The organism is Desulfosarcina sp. (assembly GCF_055467485.1).
The window spans coordinates 26,398-42,503 of sequence record NZ_JBUOIV010000043.1 but is presented as its reverse complement, the minus strand read 5'-3'; the positions used below and the strand labels follow the sequence as shown (position 1 = coordinate 42,503).

Annotated in this window: 19 protein-coding genes and 2 tRNA genes; 1 reads left to right on the top strand and 20 read right to left on the bottom strand. The window is 58.3% G+C overall.

Annotation, left to right across the window (positions count from 1 at the left end; all coding sequences use genetic code 11):
* The coding region (locus tag ACZCED_RS17890; RefSeq protein ID WP_464861344.1) for a hypothetical protein at positions 1–208 on the top strand (208 nt) is incomplete at its 5' end.
* Between the two features lie 186 nt (positions 209–394).
* Here ACZCED_RS17890 and ACZCED_RS17885 read toward each other — a convergent pair.
* The 20 genes from ACZCED_RS17885 to ACZCED_RS17790 form a co-directional block, all read right to left on the bottom strand.
* Positions 395–469: transfer RNA gene (locus ACZCED_RS17885), tRNA-Cys, on the bottom strand.
* A gap of 14 nt (positions 470–483) precedes the next feature.
* Positions 484–558, bottom strand: a tRNA-Gly gene (locus tag ACZCED_RS17880).
* A gap of 53 nt (positions 559–611) precedes the next feature.
* Positions 612–1,175 (bottom strand): CDP-diacylglycerol--glycerol-3-phosphate 3-phosphatidyltransferase, encoded by a 564-nt coding sequence (gene pgsA / locus ACZCED_RS17875; protein WP_462970600.1) that lies wholly within the window; start codon positions 1,173–1,175, stop codon positions 612–614.
* A 46-nt stretch (positions 1,176–1,221) separates the two neighbouring features.
* A complete protein-coding gene (gene fsa, locus ACZCED_RS17870; protein ID WP_462970599.1) occupies positions 1,222–1,866 on the bottom strand; it encodes a fructose-6-phosphate aldolase in 645 nt (214 codons plus the stop codon).
* A gap of 118 nt (positions 1,867–1,984) precedes the next feature.
* Positions 1,985–2,242 carry a hypothetical protein gene (locus ACZCED_RS17865; protein ID WP_462970598.1) on the bottom strand — a complete coding sequence of 86 codons (258 nt, stop codon included), beginning with the start codon at positions 2,240–2,242 and terminating at the stop codon, positions 1,985–1,987.
* A gap of 114 nt (positions 2,243–2,356) precedes the next feature.
* Entirely contained in the window at positions 2,357–2,884 is a 528-nt protein-coding gene (gene folK, locus ACZCED_RS17860; protein WP_464861343.1) for a 2-amino-4-hydroxy-6-hydroxymethyldihydropteridine diphosphokinase, read from the bottom strand.
* Complete coding sequence (gene dapF / locus ACZCED_RS17855) at positions 2,872–3,702, bottom strand: diaminopimelate epimerase (RefSeq protein WP_464861342.1); 831 nt, start codon at positions 3,700–3,702, stop codon at positions 2,872–2,874. The genes folK and dapF overlap by 13 nt, the downstream gene beginning before the upstream one ends.
* Positions 3,699–4,208: a hypothetical protein gene (locus tag ACZCED_RS17850; protein ID WP_462970595.1), complete on the bottom strand. Its 510-nt coding sequence runs from the start codon at positions 4,206–4,208 to the stop codon at positions 3,699–3,701. The genes dapF and ACZCED_RS17850 overlap by 4 nt, the downstream gene beginning before the upstream one ends.
* Positions 4,189–5,583 (bottom strand): argininosuccinate lyase, encoded by a 1,395-nt coding sequence (gene argH / locus ACZCED_RS17845; RefSeq protein ID WP_464861341.1) that lies wholly within the window; start codon positions 5,581–5,583, stop codon positions 4,189–4,191. The genes ACZCED_RS17850 and argH overlap by 20 nt, the downstream gene beginning before the upstream one ends.
* A 9-nt stretch (positions 5,584–5,592) precedes the next feature.
* On the bottom strand, positions 5,593–6,801 hold the full coding sequence (locus ACZCED_RS17840; protein WP_462970593.1) for an argininosuccinate synthase: 1,209 nt from the start codon (positions 6,799–6,801) through the stop codon (positions 5,593–5,595).
* 183 nt (positions 6,802–6,984) lie between these two features.
* Positions 6,985–8,169 carry an acetylornithine transaminase gene (locus tag ACZCED_RS17835; RefSeq protein ID WP_462970592.1) on the bottom strand — a complete coding sequence of 395 codons (1,185 nt, stop codon included), beginning with the start codon at positions 8,167–8,169 and terminating at the stop codon, positions 6,985–6,987.
* 92 nt (positions 8,170–8,261) lie between these two features.
* Positions 8,262–9,158: an acetylglutamate kinase gene (argB, locus tag ACZCED_RS17830; protein ID WP_464861340.1), complete on the bottom strand. Its 897-nt coding sequence runs from the start codon at positions 9,156–9,158 to the stop codon at positions 8,262–8,264.
* A gap of 88 nt (positions 9,159–9,246) precedes the next feature.
* On the bottom strand, positions 9,247–10,611 hold the full coding sequence (gene hslU / locus ACZCED_RS17825) for an ATP-dependent protease ATPase subunit HslU (protein ID WP_464861339.1): 1,365 nt from the start codon (positions 10,609–10,611) through the stop codon (positions 9,247–9,249).
* 3 nt (positions 10,612–10,614) lie between these two features.
* Positions 10,615–11,172, bottom strand: a complete 558-nt coding sequence (gene hslV / locus ACZCED_RS17820; RefSeq protein ID WP_462970589.1) for an ATP-dependent protease subunit HslV — start codon at positions 11,170–11,172, stop codon at positions 10,615–10,617.
* A 20-nt stretch (positions 11,173–11,192) separates the two neighbouring features.
* Positions 11,193–12,128 (bottom strand): tyrosine recombinase XerC, encoded by a 936-nt coding sequence (locus ACZCED_RS17815; protein ID WP_462970588.1) that lies wholly within the window; start codon positions 12,126–12,128, stop codon positions 11,193–11,195.
* A complete protein-coding gene (locus ACZCED_RS17810; protein ID WP_462970587.1) occupies positions 12,125–12,697 on the bottom strand; it encodes a 5' nucleotidase, NT5C type in 573 nt (190 codons plus the stop codon). Before ACZCED_RS17810 ends, ACZCED_RS17815 begins: the two co-directional genes overlap by 4 nt.
* 32 nt (positions 12,698–12,729) lie before the next feature.
* A complete protein-coding gene (locus ACZCED_RS17805) occupies positions 12,730–13,053 on the bottom strand; it encodes a transcription termination factor Rho (RefSeq protein WP_462970586.1) in 324 nt (107 codons plus the stop codon).
* Between the two features lie 133 nt (positions 13,054–13,186).
* Positions 13,187–13,945, bottom strand: coding sequence for a slipin family protein (locus tag ACZCED_RS17800; protein ID WP_464861338.1), 759 nt, complete (start codon positions 13,943–13,945; stop codon positions 13,187–13,189).
* Between the two features lie 93 nt (positions 13,946–14,038).
* The gene (locus ACZCED_RS17795) at positions 14,039–15,352 is read right to left on the bottom strand and encodes an NfeD family protein (RefSeq protein ID WP_464861337.1); all 1,314 of its coding nucleotides are present in this window, start codon (positions 15,350–15,352) and stop codon (positions 14,039–14,041) included.
* A gap of 41 nt (positions 15,353–15,393) precedes the next feature.
* Positions 15,394–16,101, bottom strand: a complete 708-nt coding sequence (locus ACZCED_RS17790) for a uracil-DNA glycosylase (RefSeq protein ID WP_464861336.1) — start codon at positions 16,099–16,101, stop codon at positions 15,394–15,396.
* Positions 16,102–16,106: the final 5 nt, after the last annotated feature.

Here is a 16,106-nt window from a genome sequence, read left to right as displayed (position 1 = left end):
TGGGAATCAATTTCTTTCATCTCTGAAATTCGTATTTCAAAATTGTAATTTAAAGTCAATGTTCCCCTGCGAAGCAGGTGACTTGGATTTCCGGTTAACGGTTATAAAAAGGATAGAGGCCGGCAGGTTTATGGTCGAATTTGCAATCCGCTGGCGTGGCTCTGGATGGCGCGAATGGAGTTTGGGACCATCGGCAACGGTCGCCTAAACCGGCAGGTGGGTTGATTTGGAAAATGAACTACCCCGCTGCAGGCAACGGGGTATCCAGCGGAAAATTATAATCACCCCAAGGGGCGGGGAATTAAACCCTCGTCCGCCGAAGGCGGATTAAGGCGACCCAAACAAAAAAAGCTTCCAGGATGCTCAATTACCCTGAAAGCCCTTAATGCGGTAATGGAGGCGGCATCCGGATTTGAACCGGAGAATGGAGGTTTTGCAGACCTCTGCCTTACCACTTGGCTATGCCGCCCGTATAAAAAAAAATGGAGCGGGAAACGGGATTTGAACCCGCGACTTCGACCTTGGCAAGGTCGCACTCTACCACTGAGTTATTCCCGCTCAGTTGAAGTGGCACTTTTATAAATTAATGGTCTCCATGTCAACAGAAAATTTCAGCCGCGGAGTAATTTTCTGAACCGAAGGAAGTAATCCGTCCCCGACCAGAGGGTGAATATCAGGGCTCCCCAGAGGAAAACCATACCTACCGCTTGAAAGTCCAATCCAAAGACCGGATAATGAAACATCAGGGGAATAATGGCAGCAATCTGGAAGCCGGTCTTGTATTTGCCCAGGCTGGACGCGGAGACGTCAATTTTATTCTGGGCAATGATGTTCCTGAGCCCCGTAACGGCCAGTTCGCGCCCGATAATGATGCAGGCGATCCAGGCAGGCATCCATCCCAGGGCGGTGAGCATGATCAGCGAGCAGGAAACCAGCAGTTTGTCTGCCACCGGGTCCATGACTTTTCCCAGATTGGAGACCAGCCCGTATCGACGCGCCAGGTATCCGTCAAAATAGTCGGTGATGGCGGCGGCACTGAAAATAATACCGGCCAGCAGCGCCGTGAAGCGGTTGGGTACCATCAGCAGCAGCACGATGATCGGCACAGAGATGACCCTGAACAGCGTCAGCGTGTTGGGATGGGTGAGAAATGAGTTGATTCGCTCGTTTTTCATTTGCGTCAGATTGATGGTCCAATCGGTCCGGTTACCGGTTCAACCGCTATTTCTGGGCCTTGTTCCAATCGGCCAGGAAGGCACTGATGCCCTTGTCCGTCAGCGGGTGAGCCGCCAGTTTGTTCAGCACGTTGAATGGGATGGTTGAGATATCCGCTCCTGCCAGGGCCGCGTCCAGCACATGCAGGGGATTGCGGATGCTGGCCACGATGATCTCGGTATCGTAGGCGTAGTTGGAAAAAATTTCGACGATCTGTTCAACCAATTGCATGCCGTCCTGCGAAAGGTCGTCCAGCCTCCCGACAAAAGGGCTCACATAAGCGGCCCCGGCCTTCGCCGCCATCAATGCCTGAAGTGGAGAGAAGATCAGGGTGACGTTGGTCTTGATCTTCTCCTGGGCAAGCTGGCGGGTCGCTTTGAGGCCATCCACGGTCATGGGCACCTTGATGACGATATTCTTGTGGATTTTAGCCAACTTCCGTCCCTCGTTGACCATCCCCTCGGCCTCCAGACTGATCACCTCGGCACTGATGGGGCCGTCGACGATCTCACTGATCTCCTTGATGACCTCTTCGAAAACGCGCCCCTCTTTGGCGATCAGCGACGGGTTGGTCGTCACCCCGTCCACCATGCCCATGCTGAGGGCCTCTTTGATTTCATCAACATTGGCGGTATCAATAAAAAATTTCATATTCGGATTCCTTCCTGAGTATCACCTGTTAATCGGCAATGCCGGATTCTGTGCGCCTGATTGTAGATGCTTTTTCATCATGTGCAATGTGCGCGAACAACGGTCAGTCGCGATGGCGTTATTCGTGCTTCGGTTCCTTCAAATACCGGTCACGGCAGGCCGCGGAGCAGAACAGGATCGTCTGCCCACCGTGGTTTAATGCCACCCCTTCCCGCTGGGGGAAGTAAATCCCGCACACCGGGTCCTTGACCATCACATCATCGATGCTGGGGTGGCGGGCCCCGTTCTGGTCAGGGGCCTGCAGATTTCGCATCACCCACGATTTGACGACCCGATAGGCCAGGTAGGCGATGATGATCAGCAGAAGCAGTTTCACGGCGGCCTGCCTTGCATAAGAGTTGCGAAAGTTAATGTGGGCTGCGTTAGCGGTCGTCGCGGTGCTGCCATGCGGCCGGTTCCCTCTGCCGTTCCCGATGAACCATCCAAAGTCCTACAACAGTGTGGGTTGGTCCTCCAGTGGAATGACCCGCTGGTCCTCATCGTCAAGGTGGCTGAGCAGATCGGCGACCGTCTGTCCCAGCACCGGATGAATGATCGACGGGTTTATATCACAGATGGGCTGTAAGACAAAGGCTCTTTTGTGCATGCGCGGATGCGGGATCGTCAGCCTCGGCATGCGGATGACCCGGTCGTCGTATAACAGGATGTCCAGATCCAGCACCCGCGGACCGAACCGGACGGCATCGGCTTTTCTCCCCATCCGGCGCTGAATGGCAACCAGTTTATCCAGCAGAGCCAGCGGCGCCATCGTTGTCCTGATTTCTATGGCTGCATTGACGAACCAGTCCTGGTCCGCGTAGTCCACCGGCGATGTCCGGTAAAACCGGGAGACCCCCGCAAGCGACGATTCGCCGGATTCGGTCAGGGCGGCGATGCCGCTCAGGCAGTTGTCCAGTTTGCCGCCCAGGTTGGACCCGATGGAAACGAACACGGCGTGATCCGTCTTCACGGCCGCCATGCTTCCTCCCACAGGTCGCCGCGGTAAATCACCCGCGCGTCGCCTTCCAGGAACACATCCTGGAAGCGGCCGCCTTGTTTGTTGAAATGAACCGTCAGTTTCCCCCCGCTGCGGGTCGTCAGCGTAACCGGCGAGGCCAAACCCTGTTCATGGGCCAGGATCAGCGCTGCAGCCACATTTCCCGTTCCGCAGGCCAGGGTTTCATCCTCGACGCCGCGCTCATAGGTACGGATGAAAATCGTCCCGTTTTCCTTTACAGACACAAAATTCGCATTGGTGCCGCCGCCAGGGGCAAACGTCGGGTGATAACGAATAAGCCGCCCCGCTTTAACCACATCCACCGCTTCGATGTCGTCAACGACCATTACGACATGGGGCACACCGGTGTTCACGCTGCCGACGGTCGCTGGCGTTCCCTCTATGTCCAAAATGGTTCCGGTCTGAATATCCCCCGGCTCGGTCATGCGGATCTTCACGGTGTCGTCGCCCACGGTGGCCTCAATCGTTCCGGCCAGGGTTTCAAAGGCCATCTGCCGACCCGCGATTCCGTTCAGGAAGGCAAAACGGGCCGCGCAGCGGGCGCCGTTACCGCACATATCCGGCAGGCTGCCGTCGGCGTTGAAAAAGCGCCACTTAAAATCAAGGCTCACCGACGATTCGATGAAAATCATGCCGTCGGCACCGACCGACATCTTGCGGCGGCAGGCCCCGATGACCAGGCGCTTCATCTGGGATTCGGCCACCACCGCATCCCGGTTGTCGATAACTATAAAATCATTGCCGCTGCCGCTCATTTTAAAAAAGGGGATGGTTTTCATGGGGTCTCCGTCGTTCCGGATGGCATGTCGGGCAGAGGGTCCACCTTCACAGCGTTTGAATCAGTCCCGGCAGCGCCGTCCATCTCCAGGCGCACTTTGAACACATAGCGATAACCGGGTTCCAGGGGAGCGTCCGTAGAAAACCGGTTGGACGGCGTACTAACGTATGGAATCGTGGCCACTTTTTCAAATACCAGGGGGCAGCCGTCGCAGTCCGATTCACCCAAGGCGGTCCGGGAGCGTTGGAGAACGAATACCGCGTGCGTTGCCTGCCTACCGGAAAGCGGCCCAGGCAGACGCCAGGTCAGTGCAATGGTTTGGTCGGCCAACGTGTATGCCAGATCCAGTACCGCCGTTACCGGCTGCTGACGGGGTGCCAGCGGGGGGCCTTTGACTCCGCACCCGGTATAACCAACGCCGAGCAGCAAAAAAAGTCCGGCCAGGATCCCACCGGTTGTCTTACGCGGCCATCCCACCGCCGGTCGTTCAGTCGCCGTTCGTTTCACCGGCCAGCGCCTTTCTGGCTTCCGCAATCGACCGGGCCACGTTTTCCGTTGCCGTTCCACCCAGGCTCTGCCGGCGGTCGATCATGACCTTCAGGGTCAGGTGATCGAAGATATCCGCCTTGATCAGGGGGGAGAATGATTTGAGTTCATCCAGGGTCAGTTGGTCCAGTTCCTTGCCCTTTTCCAGGGCGCAGGCCACGGCGCCTCCGACGCAGGCGTGGGCTTTTCGAAAGGGCATGCCCTGCTTCACCAGATAATCGGCCATGTCCGTGGCGTTGAGGAATCCGACGGATGCGGCCTTGCGCATGATCTCTCGGTTCACGGTAATCCGGGGGATCATCTGGATGTTGATGGTAAGGCAGGCCTTGATCGTGTCCGCGGCATCGAAGAGCGGCTCCTTGTCTTCCTGCATATCCCGGTTGTAGGACAGGGGCAGGCTTTTCATGAGGGTGAGCAGGGCCACCAGCGCGCCGAACACCCGACCGGTTTTTCCACGGACCAGTTCCGGGACGTCCGGGTTTTTTTTCTGGGGCATGATGCTGCTGCCCGTGGCAAATGCATCCGAAAGGGTGATAAAGCCAAACTCCGATGTGGACCACAAAACGAACTCCTCGGACAACCGGCTCAGATGAACCATGCAGATGCTGGCGGCCGCAAGGAATTCCATGGCGAAATCTCGGTCTGACACCGCATCCATGCTGTTGGCGCTTACCCGGGGAAAGTCCAGCAGCTTGGCCACATAGTGCCGGTCGATGGGATACGTGGTCCCGGCCAGGGCCGCGGCGCCCAGCGGCATCACGTCGATGCGGGCCAGACAGTCGGAAAAGCGTGCCTGGTCCCGGGTGAACATCTCGTAATAGGCCATCATGTGATGGGCGAAGAGCACCGGCTGGGCTCGCTGGGTATGGGTGTAGCCGGGCATGACCACATCCTGGTGACCGTTGGCCAGATCCACCAGCACCGTCCGCAGGGTCTGCAGGAGATCGATGGTCCGGTGCGTCTCGTCGCGCAGGTACATGCGCACGTCCAGGGCGACCTGGTCGTTGCGGCTGCGGGCGGTGTGCAGCTTCTGCGCCACCTTCCCCGCCACTTGAAGCAGCCGGGCCTCGATGTGCATGTGGATGTCTTCCAGGCTGTCGTCGAAGACGAACTCGCCCCGATCCAGTTCCCGTTTGATGGTGCCCAGCCCTTCCACCAGTCCACTGGCCTCTTCATCGGTGATGATACCGACCTTGGCCAGCATCTTACAGTGGGCGATGCTGCCGGCGATGTCGTACGGGTATAGCCGGCAGTCATAGGCGATGGAGGCCGTAAACGCCTCCACGCTTTTGTCCGTTTTCTCCAAGAACCGTCCGTCCCAGGGTTTTTCAGCCATAATCGACGCCTACCCTTTCCGCTGCATGAGTTTACGGATGCGGAGCCGCAGGGCATTGAGACGGATGAAGCCTTCGGCGTCCGCCTGGCGGTAAACATCATCGTCCTCGAACGTGGCGTGTGCCTCACTGTAAAGCGAGTGGTCCGACTTTCTGCCGCGGACGATGCAGTTGCCCTTGTACAGCTCCAGGCGCACCACGCCGGAAACGGTTTTCTGGGTGCTGTCGATCATGCCCTGCAGCACCTCCATCTCCGGGGAGAACCAGAACCCGTTATAGATAAGCTGGGCATACCGCGGAATCTGCGAGTCGCGCAGGTTCACCACTTCACGGTCCATGGTAATCGACTCCATGGCCATGTGTGCCTGCCGTAAAATGGTGCCTCCCGGCGTTTCATAAACCCCGCGGGACTTCATACCCACGAACCGGTTTTCCACGATGTCGATGCGTCCGATGCCGTGTTTGCCGCCCAGGCGGTTCAACTCGGCCAACAGGTTGGCCGGTGAAAGCATGGTGCCATTCACCGCCACCGGATCGCCGTTGGCGAAAGTTATCTCGATGGTCTCGGGCGTGTCCGGGGCATCCTTGGGCGAGACCGTCATGGTGAAGATGTCGTCAGGTGGACCGGCCCAGGGGTCTTCCAGAATACCGCCCTCGTAACTGATATGCAGCAGGTTGCCGTCGGTGCTGTAAGGTTTGGCATGGGTGGTGGGCACCTGGATGCCGTGGGCGGCGGCGAAGGCCATCAGCGCGGTCCGGGAATTCAGGTCCCATTCGCGCCAGGGCGCGATGATCTTGATGTCCGGATCGATGGCGTAATAGCCCAGTTCAAAGCGGACCTGGTCGTTGCCCTTGCCGGTGGCGCCGTGACTGACCGCATCGGCGCCTTCCAGGGCGGCGATCTCCATCTGCCGCTTGGCGATGAGCGGTCGGGCGATGGATGTCCCCATCAAATACTGACCTTCGTAAATGACGTTGGCCCGAAACGCCGGGAAGACATAATCTTTGACAAAAGTCTCCTTAAGGTCATCCACGTAGGCCTTGACGGCACCGGTCTTCATGGCATTGGCCTCGACGTTTTCCAAAGAATCGATCTGGCCGATGTCAGCGGAAAAGGTAACCACCTCGCAATCGTAGGTTTCGATAAGCCATTTCAGGATCACCGATGTATCCAAACCGCCCGAGTAAGCCAGCACCACCTTGTTGATCTTTTCAGTCACTGTTTCTTTTCTCCTTCTAAATGGTAAATCGGATTCATCGAGCCGGGTTCAATACGTTGCCGTTCGACCACGATCAAGGCGGACGATCATTTCAACCGGAGGCATACCTAATGGTATGTCGAGGAATGAAATGGGGGGCCTACGCCGATAGTGGTCGACATGGGGCATTTTGGAAACGGCTCGCTATCGCGTCAGCACCTCATCCAGACACTGGACCAGCGCGTCAATTTCATTTTTGCGGATGATCAGGGGAGGAACAAACCGCAGGATGTCCCCCTGAACACAGTTGACCAAAAAACCTTTTTCCATCAAGACCGGCACCAGTCCTTCAGCTGGCCTGTCCAGCTGAATACCCAGCAGCAGCCCGTTGCCCCGCACATCGGCGATACACGGGTGACGACTCTTGAGCCGTTGGAGTGCATCCTTGAAATAGTCCCCGGTTTCTCGGGCCCGATCCACGATTTGTTCCGCAATCATGATCTTCAGGGTCTCTGCCGCGGCAGCCGCCACCAGGGGGGTCCCGCCGAACGTGGAGGCGTGGGCGCCGATGCCGAAAGCGGCCGCCACCCGTTCGGTGGCCAGCATGGCGCCGATGGGAAGACCGTTGGCCAGCGCCTTGGCCAGGGTCATGATATCCGGCGTCACCCCGTATTGTTCGTGGGCGAAGAGGGTTCCGGTCCGGCCCATGCCTGTCTGGATCTCGTCAAGGATCATCAGCACGCCCCGCTGGTCGCAGAGCGCACGAACCTGTTGGAGGAAACCGGGGTCCGGGCAGCGGACGCCCCCCTCCCCCTGGATGGGTTCCAGCATCACGGCACAGGTATGGTCGTCGACAGCCGACTTCAGGGCCTCGATGTCGTTGAAAGGCACAAAGGAAAAACCCTCCAACACCGGGTCGAATCCTTGCCTTATCTTATCCTGGCCCGTGGCGGACAAGGTGGCCATGGTTCGCCCGTGAAAGGACTTTTCCATGGAAACGATGCGAAACCGTTCCGGCTGACGGTCGTCTTTAAAAAATTTCCGGGCCAGCTTGATGGCGGCTTCATTGGCCTCCGCACCGGAGTTACCGAAAAAAACGCGGTCTGCAAAACTGTGCTCCACCAGCAGGCTGGCCAGCTCGGTCTGGGGAATGGTGTAGTAAAGGTTGGACACATGCACCAGCTGCCCGGCCTGGCGGGCCACCGCATCGGCAATGCGCGGGTGGGCATGGCCCAAATTGCACACGGCAATGCCGGCGACAAAGTCCGTATAACGGCGGCCCTGAGTATCCCAGAGCGTGCATCCCTGGCCCCGTTCCATAACGACGGGAAACCGCTTGTAGGTCGCTGCAATCACCCGGTCCGCCGTCCGCATAATGGTCTCTGTCATCTTTCAGGTCTCTGTTTGTGGGTTCTGGTTATTGAATTCCGTGTTCCGGGTTCGGCTTTGAGCTTTGTGCTCCACGCTTACCAGCTTATCTACTATTCTATTACCTCCGTGCCGATACCCCGATCGGTGAACAACTCCAGCAGTATGGCGTGACGGCGCTTGCCGTTGATGATGGGCACCTTTTCCACGCCGTTTTTCAGGGCAAAAAGGGCATTTTCGATCTTCGGGATCATGCCGCCGCTGATGCTGCCTTCAGCGATCATACGGCCGATGGTGGCCGCATCGATGGAGGAGATCAGTTCGCCGTCGGCATTCATCACGCCATCCACGTCGGTGAGCAGGACCAGCCGGCCGGCAGACAGAGCCGTGGCGATGTGGCTGGCCACCAGATCCGCATTGATGTTGTAAGTTTCCCCTCCCGCACCCGCGCCCACCGGGGCAATGATGGGGATGAACCCCTTTTCGGAGAGGGTGTGGATGATCTGGGGGTCAATCCGGGTCACTTCACCCACCATTCCCGGATCGATGATCTCGGGTGGGCTTCCCGCATCGCCCTGATGGAGGATGCGCATCTTCTTGGCTTCGATGAGCCCGCCGTCCTTGCCGCTCAGCCCCACGGCCCTGCCTCCCTGCTGGTTGATCTGGGCCACGATGCTCTTGTTCACCTTTCCGCCCAGCACCATCTCCACCACGTCCATGGTCGGGCCATCGGTGAGCCGCATACCCCGCACGAACTGGGGACGGATACCCATCTGGTCCAGGACCCGGTTGATCTGCGGGCCGCCGCCGTGAACCACCACCGGATTGAGGCCGATGAACTTGAGCAGGGTGATGTCCCGGGCGAAATCGGTTTTCAGCTGCTCGTCGACCATGGCGTGGCCGCCGTACTTCACCACCACAGTCATCCCGGAGAACTTGCGGATATAGGGCAGCGCCTCGATGAGGATGTCCGCTACGGTCGAGTGGGGGGGGGTGGGGTCTGCTGTCATGGTGGTTCCTTATCTAATTTTGAATGGATGTTTCCAAAGAAAAACCCAATCAATCCACGATTAATCATTTAAGATTTAACATTGATCTTTAGAGGATATAGCGACTCAGGTCTTCATCATCCTTGATCGCCTTGAGTTTTTGGCCAACGTATGCTTCATCCACGGTCAGGTGGGAATCCTGCACATCGGGTGCATCGAAAAGGATGTCTTCGAGCAGGCGTTCCATGAGGGTATGAAGGCGACGGGCACCGATATTCTCCGTGCGAACATTCACCTCTTCGGCAATCTCGGCAATCTTTTCGACCGCATTGTCGGAGAAGACCAGTTCCACCCCCTCCGTCTTGAGCAAGGCGATATACTGGAGCAGCAGCGCATTCTTCGGTTCCGTCAAAATGCGGACAAAATCCCGGCGGTTCAGCGCATCCAGGGTCACCCGGATGGGAAACCGTCCTTGGAGCTCCGGGATCAGGTCGGACGGCTTGATGGTGTGAAAGGCACCGGAGGCGATAAACAGGATGTGGTCGGTCTTCACCGGACCGTACTTGGTATTCACCGTGGACCCCTCCACAATGGGCAACAGATCGCGCTGTACCCCCTCCCGGGAGACATCCGGACCGTGCCCTTTGCCGTTGCCCGCAATCTTGTCGATCTCGTCCAGAAAGATGATGCCGGACTGCTCCACCTTGGCGATTGCGTCCTGGATCACCGTGTCCATGTCCACCAGGTTCTGGGCCTCCTCAGCCGCCATGGTTTTCATGGCTTCGGGCACCTTGATCTTGCGGCGGCGGGTGTTCTTGGGCAGCAGGGAACCGAGCATATCCTTGAAGTTGAATCCCATCTCCTCCATGCCGACGTTAGAGAAAATCTCAACCATGGGCGTGTTTCGCTCGGCCACGTCCAGGTCTACATAACGACTGTCCATTTTTCCGGCCTGCAGCATCTTGCGCAGCTTCTCCCGCGTGGATGAGGCCGCGTCGGCGGATGTGTTGACCACCTCCAGTCCGCCTTCTCCGGCAGCCTCCGCCCGGCCCCGATCGGCCTTGGGCAGCAGCAGGTCCAACATCCGCTCTTCAGCAATGCGCCAGGCCTTGTCCGTGACCGCCTCCTGTTCGGCCGCACGAACGGCGTTGACCGTCAGTTCCAGCAGGTCACGGACCATGGACTCCACATCCCGACCCACGTATCCCACCTCGGTGAACTTGGATGCCTCGACCTTGAAAAACGGTGAGTCGCTGAGCCGCGATAGACGCCGGGCAATTTCCGTTTTGCCCACCCCGGTGGGGCCGATCAGGATAATGTTCTTGGGGGCGATCTCGTCCCTGAGCGAATCAGGCACCTGCTGGCGTCGCCATCGGTTTCTCAGGGCAATGGCCACGGAGCGCTTGGCATCATTCTGACCAATTATGTATTTGTCCAGTTCAGCGACGATATCGACGGGTTTCAGGTCATTCATGGATCAGAGCTCTTCAATGGTGATACGATCGTTGGTGAATACGCACAGGGAGGCGGCGATTTGCATGGACACCTCGACAATCCGGCGCACGTCCAGTTCGGTCTGATGGAAAAGGGCCGTTGCCGACGCCTGGGCGGCCACAGCGCCAGATCCGATGGCCACAATGCCCTCGTCCGGTTCAATGACATCCCCGTTTCCCGATATGAGCAGCATGGACGTGTCGTCCGCGGCAATCATCAAGGCCTCCAGACGGCGCAGGTACTTGTCCGCCCGCCAATCTCTGGCCAGTTCAACGGCCGACCGGGTCAGGTTACCGTTGTAGCGCTCCAGTTTCTGTTCCAGTTTCTCGGTCAGGGTCAGGGCGTCCGCAGTGGCACCGGCAAACCCTACCAGGATGGTGTCGTTGTATATGCGCCGAACCTTGCGGGCGTTGTGCTTGATGACCGTGTTGTTCAGGGTCACCTGGCCGTCACCGGCCATGACCACCTTGTCCTTCGATCGCACAGCCAGGATGGTGGTACCGCGGAATCGCGGTGAAGGTTGACGGGGTTGATGGGTCATGAATTAAACCCGGATCCTTTCTATCGCCTGGGGTGGGCGTTGTCGTAGGCCGCCATCAGCCGGTCAATGCTTACATGGGTGTATTTTTGGGTGGTTGAGAGGCTCTTGTGGCCCAGCAGTTCCTGAACGGTGCGTAAATCCGCCCCCGCATCCAGCATGTGGGTGGCGAAACTGTGCCGGATGCCGTGGGGGGAAATCGGCACCGCCAGACTGCACTTGCGAATCAATGCTTCCAGAATCCGGGCTACGGAACGTGAGCTCAACCGGCCTTTGTTTTTATTCAAATAGAGCGGGCCATCGACCGCCATGCCGATACCCGCCTCGGCAAAAAGCCGATCGCGGTAGATCTGAATACGCTTCAGCGCTTTTTCACCCACCGGCACGATTCGTTCACGGCCCCCTTTTCCCGACACCCGCAGACATCCCGAGGAAAAATCGACATCGAACACATTCAGTCCAGTCAGCTCGGACACCCGGATTCCCGATCCGTATAGGGTTTCAAACAGAGCCCGGTTGCGCAGTCCCAATACGGTGTCGTCAGCCGTCTGATCCAAGAGGCGAAACATGTCGTCGACAGACAGGTAGGATGGCATCCGCCGGCTGTGCTTGGGCGTCAGGATGGCGGCCGTGGGATCTTCATCGGTCAGCCGGTGTTTCACCAGGTGACGGAAAAAGGATCGAAGGACCGACAGTTTCCGGGCAATGGTAACCTTTTCGTTCTTGCGGTGCAGAAGCCCCAGGTACCCCCGGACCGTCAGGTTGTCGATATCGTCAACGCCCAGCGACCGCTTGTCCGCTTCTCCTTCAGCGGACAAGCCTGCCTCGCGGGCGGCATAGCCGGCAAACTCCGCCAGATCATGGCCGTAGGCCCGGATGGTGTGAGTGGAGTAGCCTTTTTCCGAAGCCAGGGCCTGCAGGAAAAAATCGATTTGCTCTAAGAGCCCGGTCCGCGTCATGGGAATGCTATCCGTTGTTCGAGCGCCTGCCACGATTCCACCTGAAAGTAATCATGAGGCTCCCGGTTCCACGGTTGGTTGAACACGACGGGTGTGATGCCGGCAGCGTTGAGCAGGTGGCAGGTTTCCAGGCGGTCTTCCACAAACCACTTGATGCCGTTTTCCAGCAGCACATCGGTTTTGGCCTCGAATGAACCGGTCGCCACGATTCTGGCCCGGTGATGCTGACCGTCGAGCAGCTGGTTCATCCATGCCTCGATGGGACCCGGCTCGGGCCGCGCCGTCACCATCAAAATGCGCCCCGTCGTCTCGCCGATGCGCCTCAGCACCGTTGCGGCGCCGGGAATGGGTTTCAGAACCGCCCGGTATCCCCCGTCGAGAATCCGGGCCGCCGCCCCCTCCAGAACCTCGCCGTCGATATCCAGGCAATGATCCAGCCGGTAGCAGGTGATGTCGTCGTAACGCACCGTGTGGACATCGTAGTGATCCTTGAGGATGTCCAGAAACAGGTGCATGGTGTCGGCGATTACGCCATCGATGTCAAAGGCAAGTGCAGCCGGATCAATCATCGGTCCTTCCTGGTTCCACAACTGTCGGCCCGTCAGGCCACGTTGCGTGTCTTTTTCTTCAAGCGCGAGATCCGGCGGCGCAGGATGCTGGATTTCTTACGGTCTTTTTCTGAGGCGATTTCCTGTTTCAGGGCTTTGAGTTCCCGGATATGTTGTTTGATCTGTCGAAGCGACCGACTGGCTTTTTTGGGTTTTTCTTCCTTGATACCCCGGTGCGCCTTGACGGCATCGAGCAGGTCCTGCTTATTCATGCCGTGAATGCCCTTGAGGTCCGGTATTTCATGGGCGACTTCACGAAGTTCCTTGACGGTCATCTTGTCCAACGGTTTTTCTGCGCCTTCCGTACCTTTGGTCATTTGATCCAGTCTCCTTTCATGAATTAACGGACAAAGCCCCGATCATGGGTGCCACGGGCACCCCGCCAAACCTGCACGATCTTCATCAAAAACTGTTTTAGTAGTCCCATCCCACCGAGTGTGTCAATAGGGATCACGCTTTGTCTTCCTTTTCCACCAGCTTCATGAATGGCCGGAACAGATCCAGGGGCAGCGGGAAAATGGTGGTCGTGTTGTGCTCGGCGGACATCTCCCGCATGGTCTGCAGGAAGCGCAGCTGGATGGCGGTGGGATACTGGTCGATGATCCTGGCCGCCGCAGCCAGGCGGTCGGCAGCCTGGAATTCGCCTTCCGCGTTGATCACCTTGGCCCGTCGCTCCCTTTCGGCCTCGGCCTGCTTGGCCATGGCCCGCTGCATCTCCTGGGGCAGGTCGATGTGCTTGAGCTCCACGTTGGCCACCTTGATGCCCCAGGGGTCGGTGTGGGTGTCCAGAATCTCCTGAAGCTTGGCGTTGATCTTCTCCCGGGCCGACAGGAGTTCGTCCAGTTCGGCCTGGCCACAGACGCTGCGCAGGGTGGTCTGTGCCAGCTGGGCGATGGCATAGGAATAGTTTTCCACCTCCACAATGGCCTTGATGGGACCGATCACTCGAAAATAGATGACCGCGTTGACTTTTACAGACACGTTGTCCAACGTAATCACGTCCTGGGGATCCACATCCATGGCCACCAACCGCATACTCACCTTGACCATCTTGTCAACGATAGGAATAAGGATGATCAACCCCGGCCCCTTGGCCTGGATGACCCGGCCGAGGCGGAAAATGACTCCCCGTTCATATTCGTTCAGGATCCTGAGGGCGGCGGAAAGAAAAAAAACGACCAGAACAACTGCACCGATGGTTGGTAGCATGGATTCCTCCTTTGGCCCGGCTGGGCGACTGATTGCGCGGATGACAAGCAGACGGTGAGAACTGTTCGGAGCGCATCTGTCCGGTACCGCCGGCTATGGCGTAATCCCCTTCGATACGGCGGCCGACACCTCCGGCTCCACCTCCAGGGTCAGGCCGTCCACCGCCGTCACACGGACCCGCTGACCGGCGTTCAACGGCATGCGGGACCGGGCGAGCCACAGCTCACCGTGAACCTGAATCCGGCCTGTGGGTGTCAAGGGTGTTTTCACCACACCGGTTTCACCGATCAGTCCCGACTCCCCCGTCATGGGTCTACGGATTCTCGAGCGAAACACCAAGCCGGCGACCACGACGAAAAAGCCCCCGACGAGGCTGATGGTCGGCAGCATGACGGTCCAGGAAATACCGATTCGCCCGCCCGACCGTTCAAAAAGCATCACCGACCCCAACAGCAGGCTGATCAGGCCCGCCACGCTGAGCAGGCCGTAGCTGGCGATTTTCATCTCCATGATAAAAAAGATCAGGGCCAGCAGGATCAGCAGGACGCCGGCAATATTTACCGGCAGGGTCTGGAACGAGTAAAAGGCCAGGATCAGGGCGATGCTGCCGATGACCCCCGGCAGGATAACGCCCGGATGGGACAACTCGAAATAGAGGCCGGCCAAGCCGATCATCATCAAAATGTAGGCGATATTGGGGTCGCTGAGGGCTTTGAGTATCCGGGTTCTCATCGATTCGGCAATCCAGATCCGATTGGCCGGGTCGATGTCGACAGGCCCTTTCCCCTTGATATCGAGGCTGTTGATCTGGACGACGAGGTCGTCCACATCCCGGGCCACCAGGTCGATAATCCTTTTCTCAAGGGCTTCGGTTTCCGTCACCGACACGCTTTCACGCACCGCCTTTTCGGCCCACTCGATGTTTCGCTCACGCTTTTCGGCGATGCTTTTCACAAAGGCCACCATGTCGTTGGTGATCTTCTCGGCCATGGTTTCTCCCAGATCCTTGCCGCCGGCGTTGACCGGGTGGGCGGCTCCGATGTGGGTCCCCGGCGCCATGGCGGCTACGTCGGCGGCCATGGTGATCATCACACCGGCGGATGCCGCCCGGGCGCCCGACGGCGCCACGAAAACGACCACCGGGATCCGACTCTCATAGATAGCCATGACCATCTTGCGCATGGATTCGGCCAGGCCGCCGGGGGTGTCAAGCATCACGATGAGACAGCCGGCGCCTTCCGTGTTGGCCCGGTGGATGGACGAGTCCAGAAAATCGGCATTGGCGGGAGAAATGGCGCCGGTGATCCGAACCAGATAGACCGGTGCGGAACCGGCATCGACCGGACGCATCGACAGCAGAAGCAACAGTGCAACGAACAGGCTGACGGTGAAGGATCGTTTTCTCATATCAACCCCCCTCGAAGGCGGGAAAGGGGCATGGGCCGCTGCTATTCCAGCATTTTCATGATCTGTTGGACATCTTCCCACACTTCTCTTTTCTTTTCCGGGTTGCGCAGCAGGAATGCCGGGTGAAAGGTCGGCATCACCGGAATACCCGAAAACTCGTGGAACCGCCCCCGGAGGCGGGAGATGGGCGTCTCGGTTTCCAGCAAGGCCCGGGCGGCCACACTTCCCAGTGCACAGATCACGTGCGGATTGATGGCGGCCAACTGGCGCTTGAGAAACGGCAGGCACTGGCGGATCTCTTCGGGTTCCGGATTCCGGTTGTTCGGGGGCCGACATTTGACAATGTTGCCGATATATATTGTCTCCCGGGTCAGCCCCATGGCAGCTATGATTTTGGTCAGCAGCTGCCCGGCTTTGCCGACAAAGGGCCGGCCGCATTTATCTTCGTCGAATCCCGGTCCTTCACCCACGAATACCACTTGCGCGTTGGGGCTGCCTTCACCAAACACGATATGGGTCCTCGATTCGCAAAGCACACAGCGGGTACAGTCGCCCAGGTCGGTGCAGACCGCTTCCAGAGTTTCCCGACCCATTGTTGCACCATAGGGTGGAGGTGGCAGTCCCAGCTGATTCAGGATCTTCAGGCCCGCCTCGCTGGCGTCAAAACCGGTACATCCGCTTCGCTTAAGATAACACAGCGCATTACGAATGTCCCGGATGATTTGGTAATGTGGCGCGTCGGCAGGCATCTCGG

Coding starts and splice junctions, on each gene's coding strand:
- pgsA (WP_462970600.1), bottom strand. CDS start 1,175: ATGAAAAACGAGCGAATCAACTCATTTCTCACCCATCCCAACACGCTG.
- fsa (WP_462970599.1), bottom strand. CDS start 1,866: ATGAAATTTTTTATTGATACCGCCAATGTTGATGAAATCAAAGAGGCC.
- folK (WP_464861343.1), bottom strand. CDS start 2,884: ATGGCGGCCGTGAAGACGGATCACGCCGTGTTCGTTTCCATCGGGTCC.
- dapF (WP_464861342.1), bottom strand. CDS start 3,702: ATGAAAACCATCCCCTTTTTTAAAATGAGCGGCAGCGGCAATGATTTT.
- argH (WP_464861341.1), bottom strand. CDS start 5,583: ATGGCTGAAAAACCCTGGGACGGACGGTTCTTGGAGAAAACGGACAAA.
- ACZCED_RS17835 (WP_462970592.1), bottom strand. CDS start 8,169: ATGACAGAGACCATTATGCGGACGGCGGACCGGGTGATTGCAGCGACC.
- argB (WP_464861340.1), bottom strand. CDS start 9,158: ATGACAGCAGACCCCACCCCCCCCCACTCGACCGTAGCGGACATCCTC.
- hslU (WP_464861339.1), bottom strand. CDS start 10,611: ATGAATGACCTGAAACCCGTCGATATCGTCGCTGAACTGGACAAATAC.
- hslV (WP_462970589.1), bottom strand. CDS start 11,172: ATGACCCATCAACCCCGTCAACCTTCACCGCGATTCCGCGGTACCACC.
- ACZCED_RS17815 (WP_462970588.1), bottom strand. CDS start 12,128: ATGACGCGGACCGGGCTCTTAGAGCAAATCGATTTTTTCCTGCAGGCC.
- ACZCED_RS17810 (WP_462970587.1), bottom strand. CDS start 12,697: ATGATTGATCCGGCTGCACTTGCCTTTGACATCGATGGCGTAATCGCC.
- ACZCED_RS17805 (WP_462970586.1), bottom strand. CDS start 13,053: ATGACCAAAGGTACGGAAGGCGCAGAAAAACCGTTGGACAAGATGACC.
- ACZCED_RS17800 (WP_464861338.1), bottom strand. CDS start 13,945: ATGCTACCAACCATCGGTGCAGTTGTTCTGGTCGTTTTTTTTCTTTCC.
- ACZCED_RS17795 (WP_464861337.1), bottom strand. CDS start 15,352: ATGAGAAAACGATCCTTCACCGTCAGCCTGTTCGTTGCACTGTTGCTT.
- ACZCED_RS17790 (WP_464861336.1), bottom strand. CDS start 16,101: ATGCCTGCCGACGCGCCACATTACCAAATCATCCGGGACATTCGTAAT.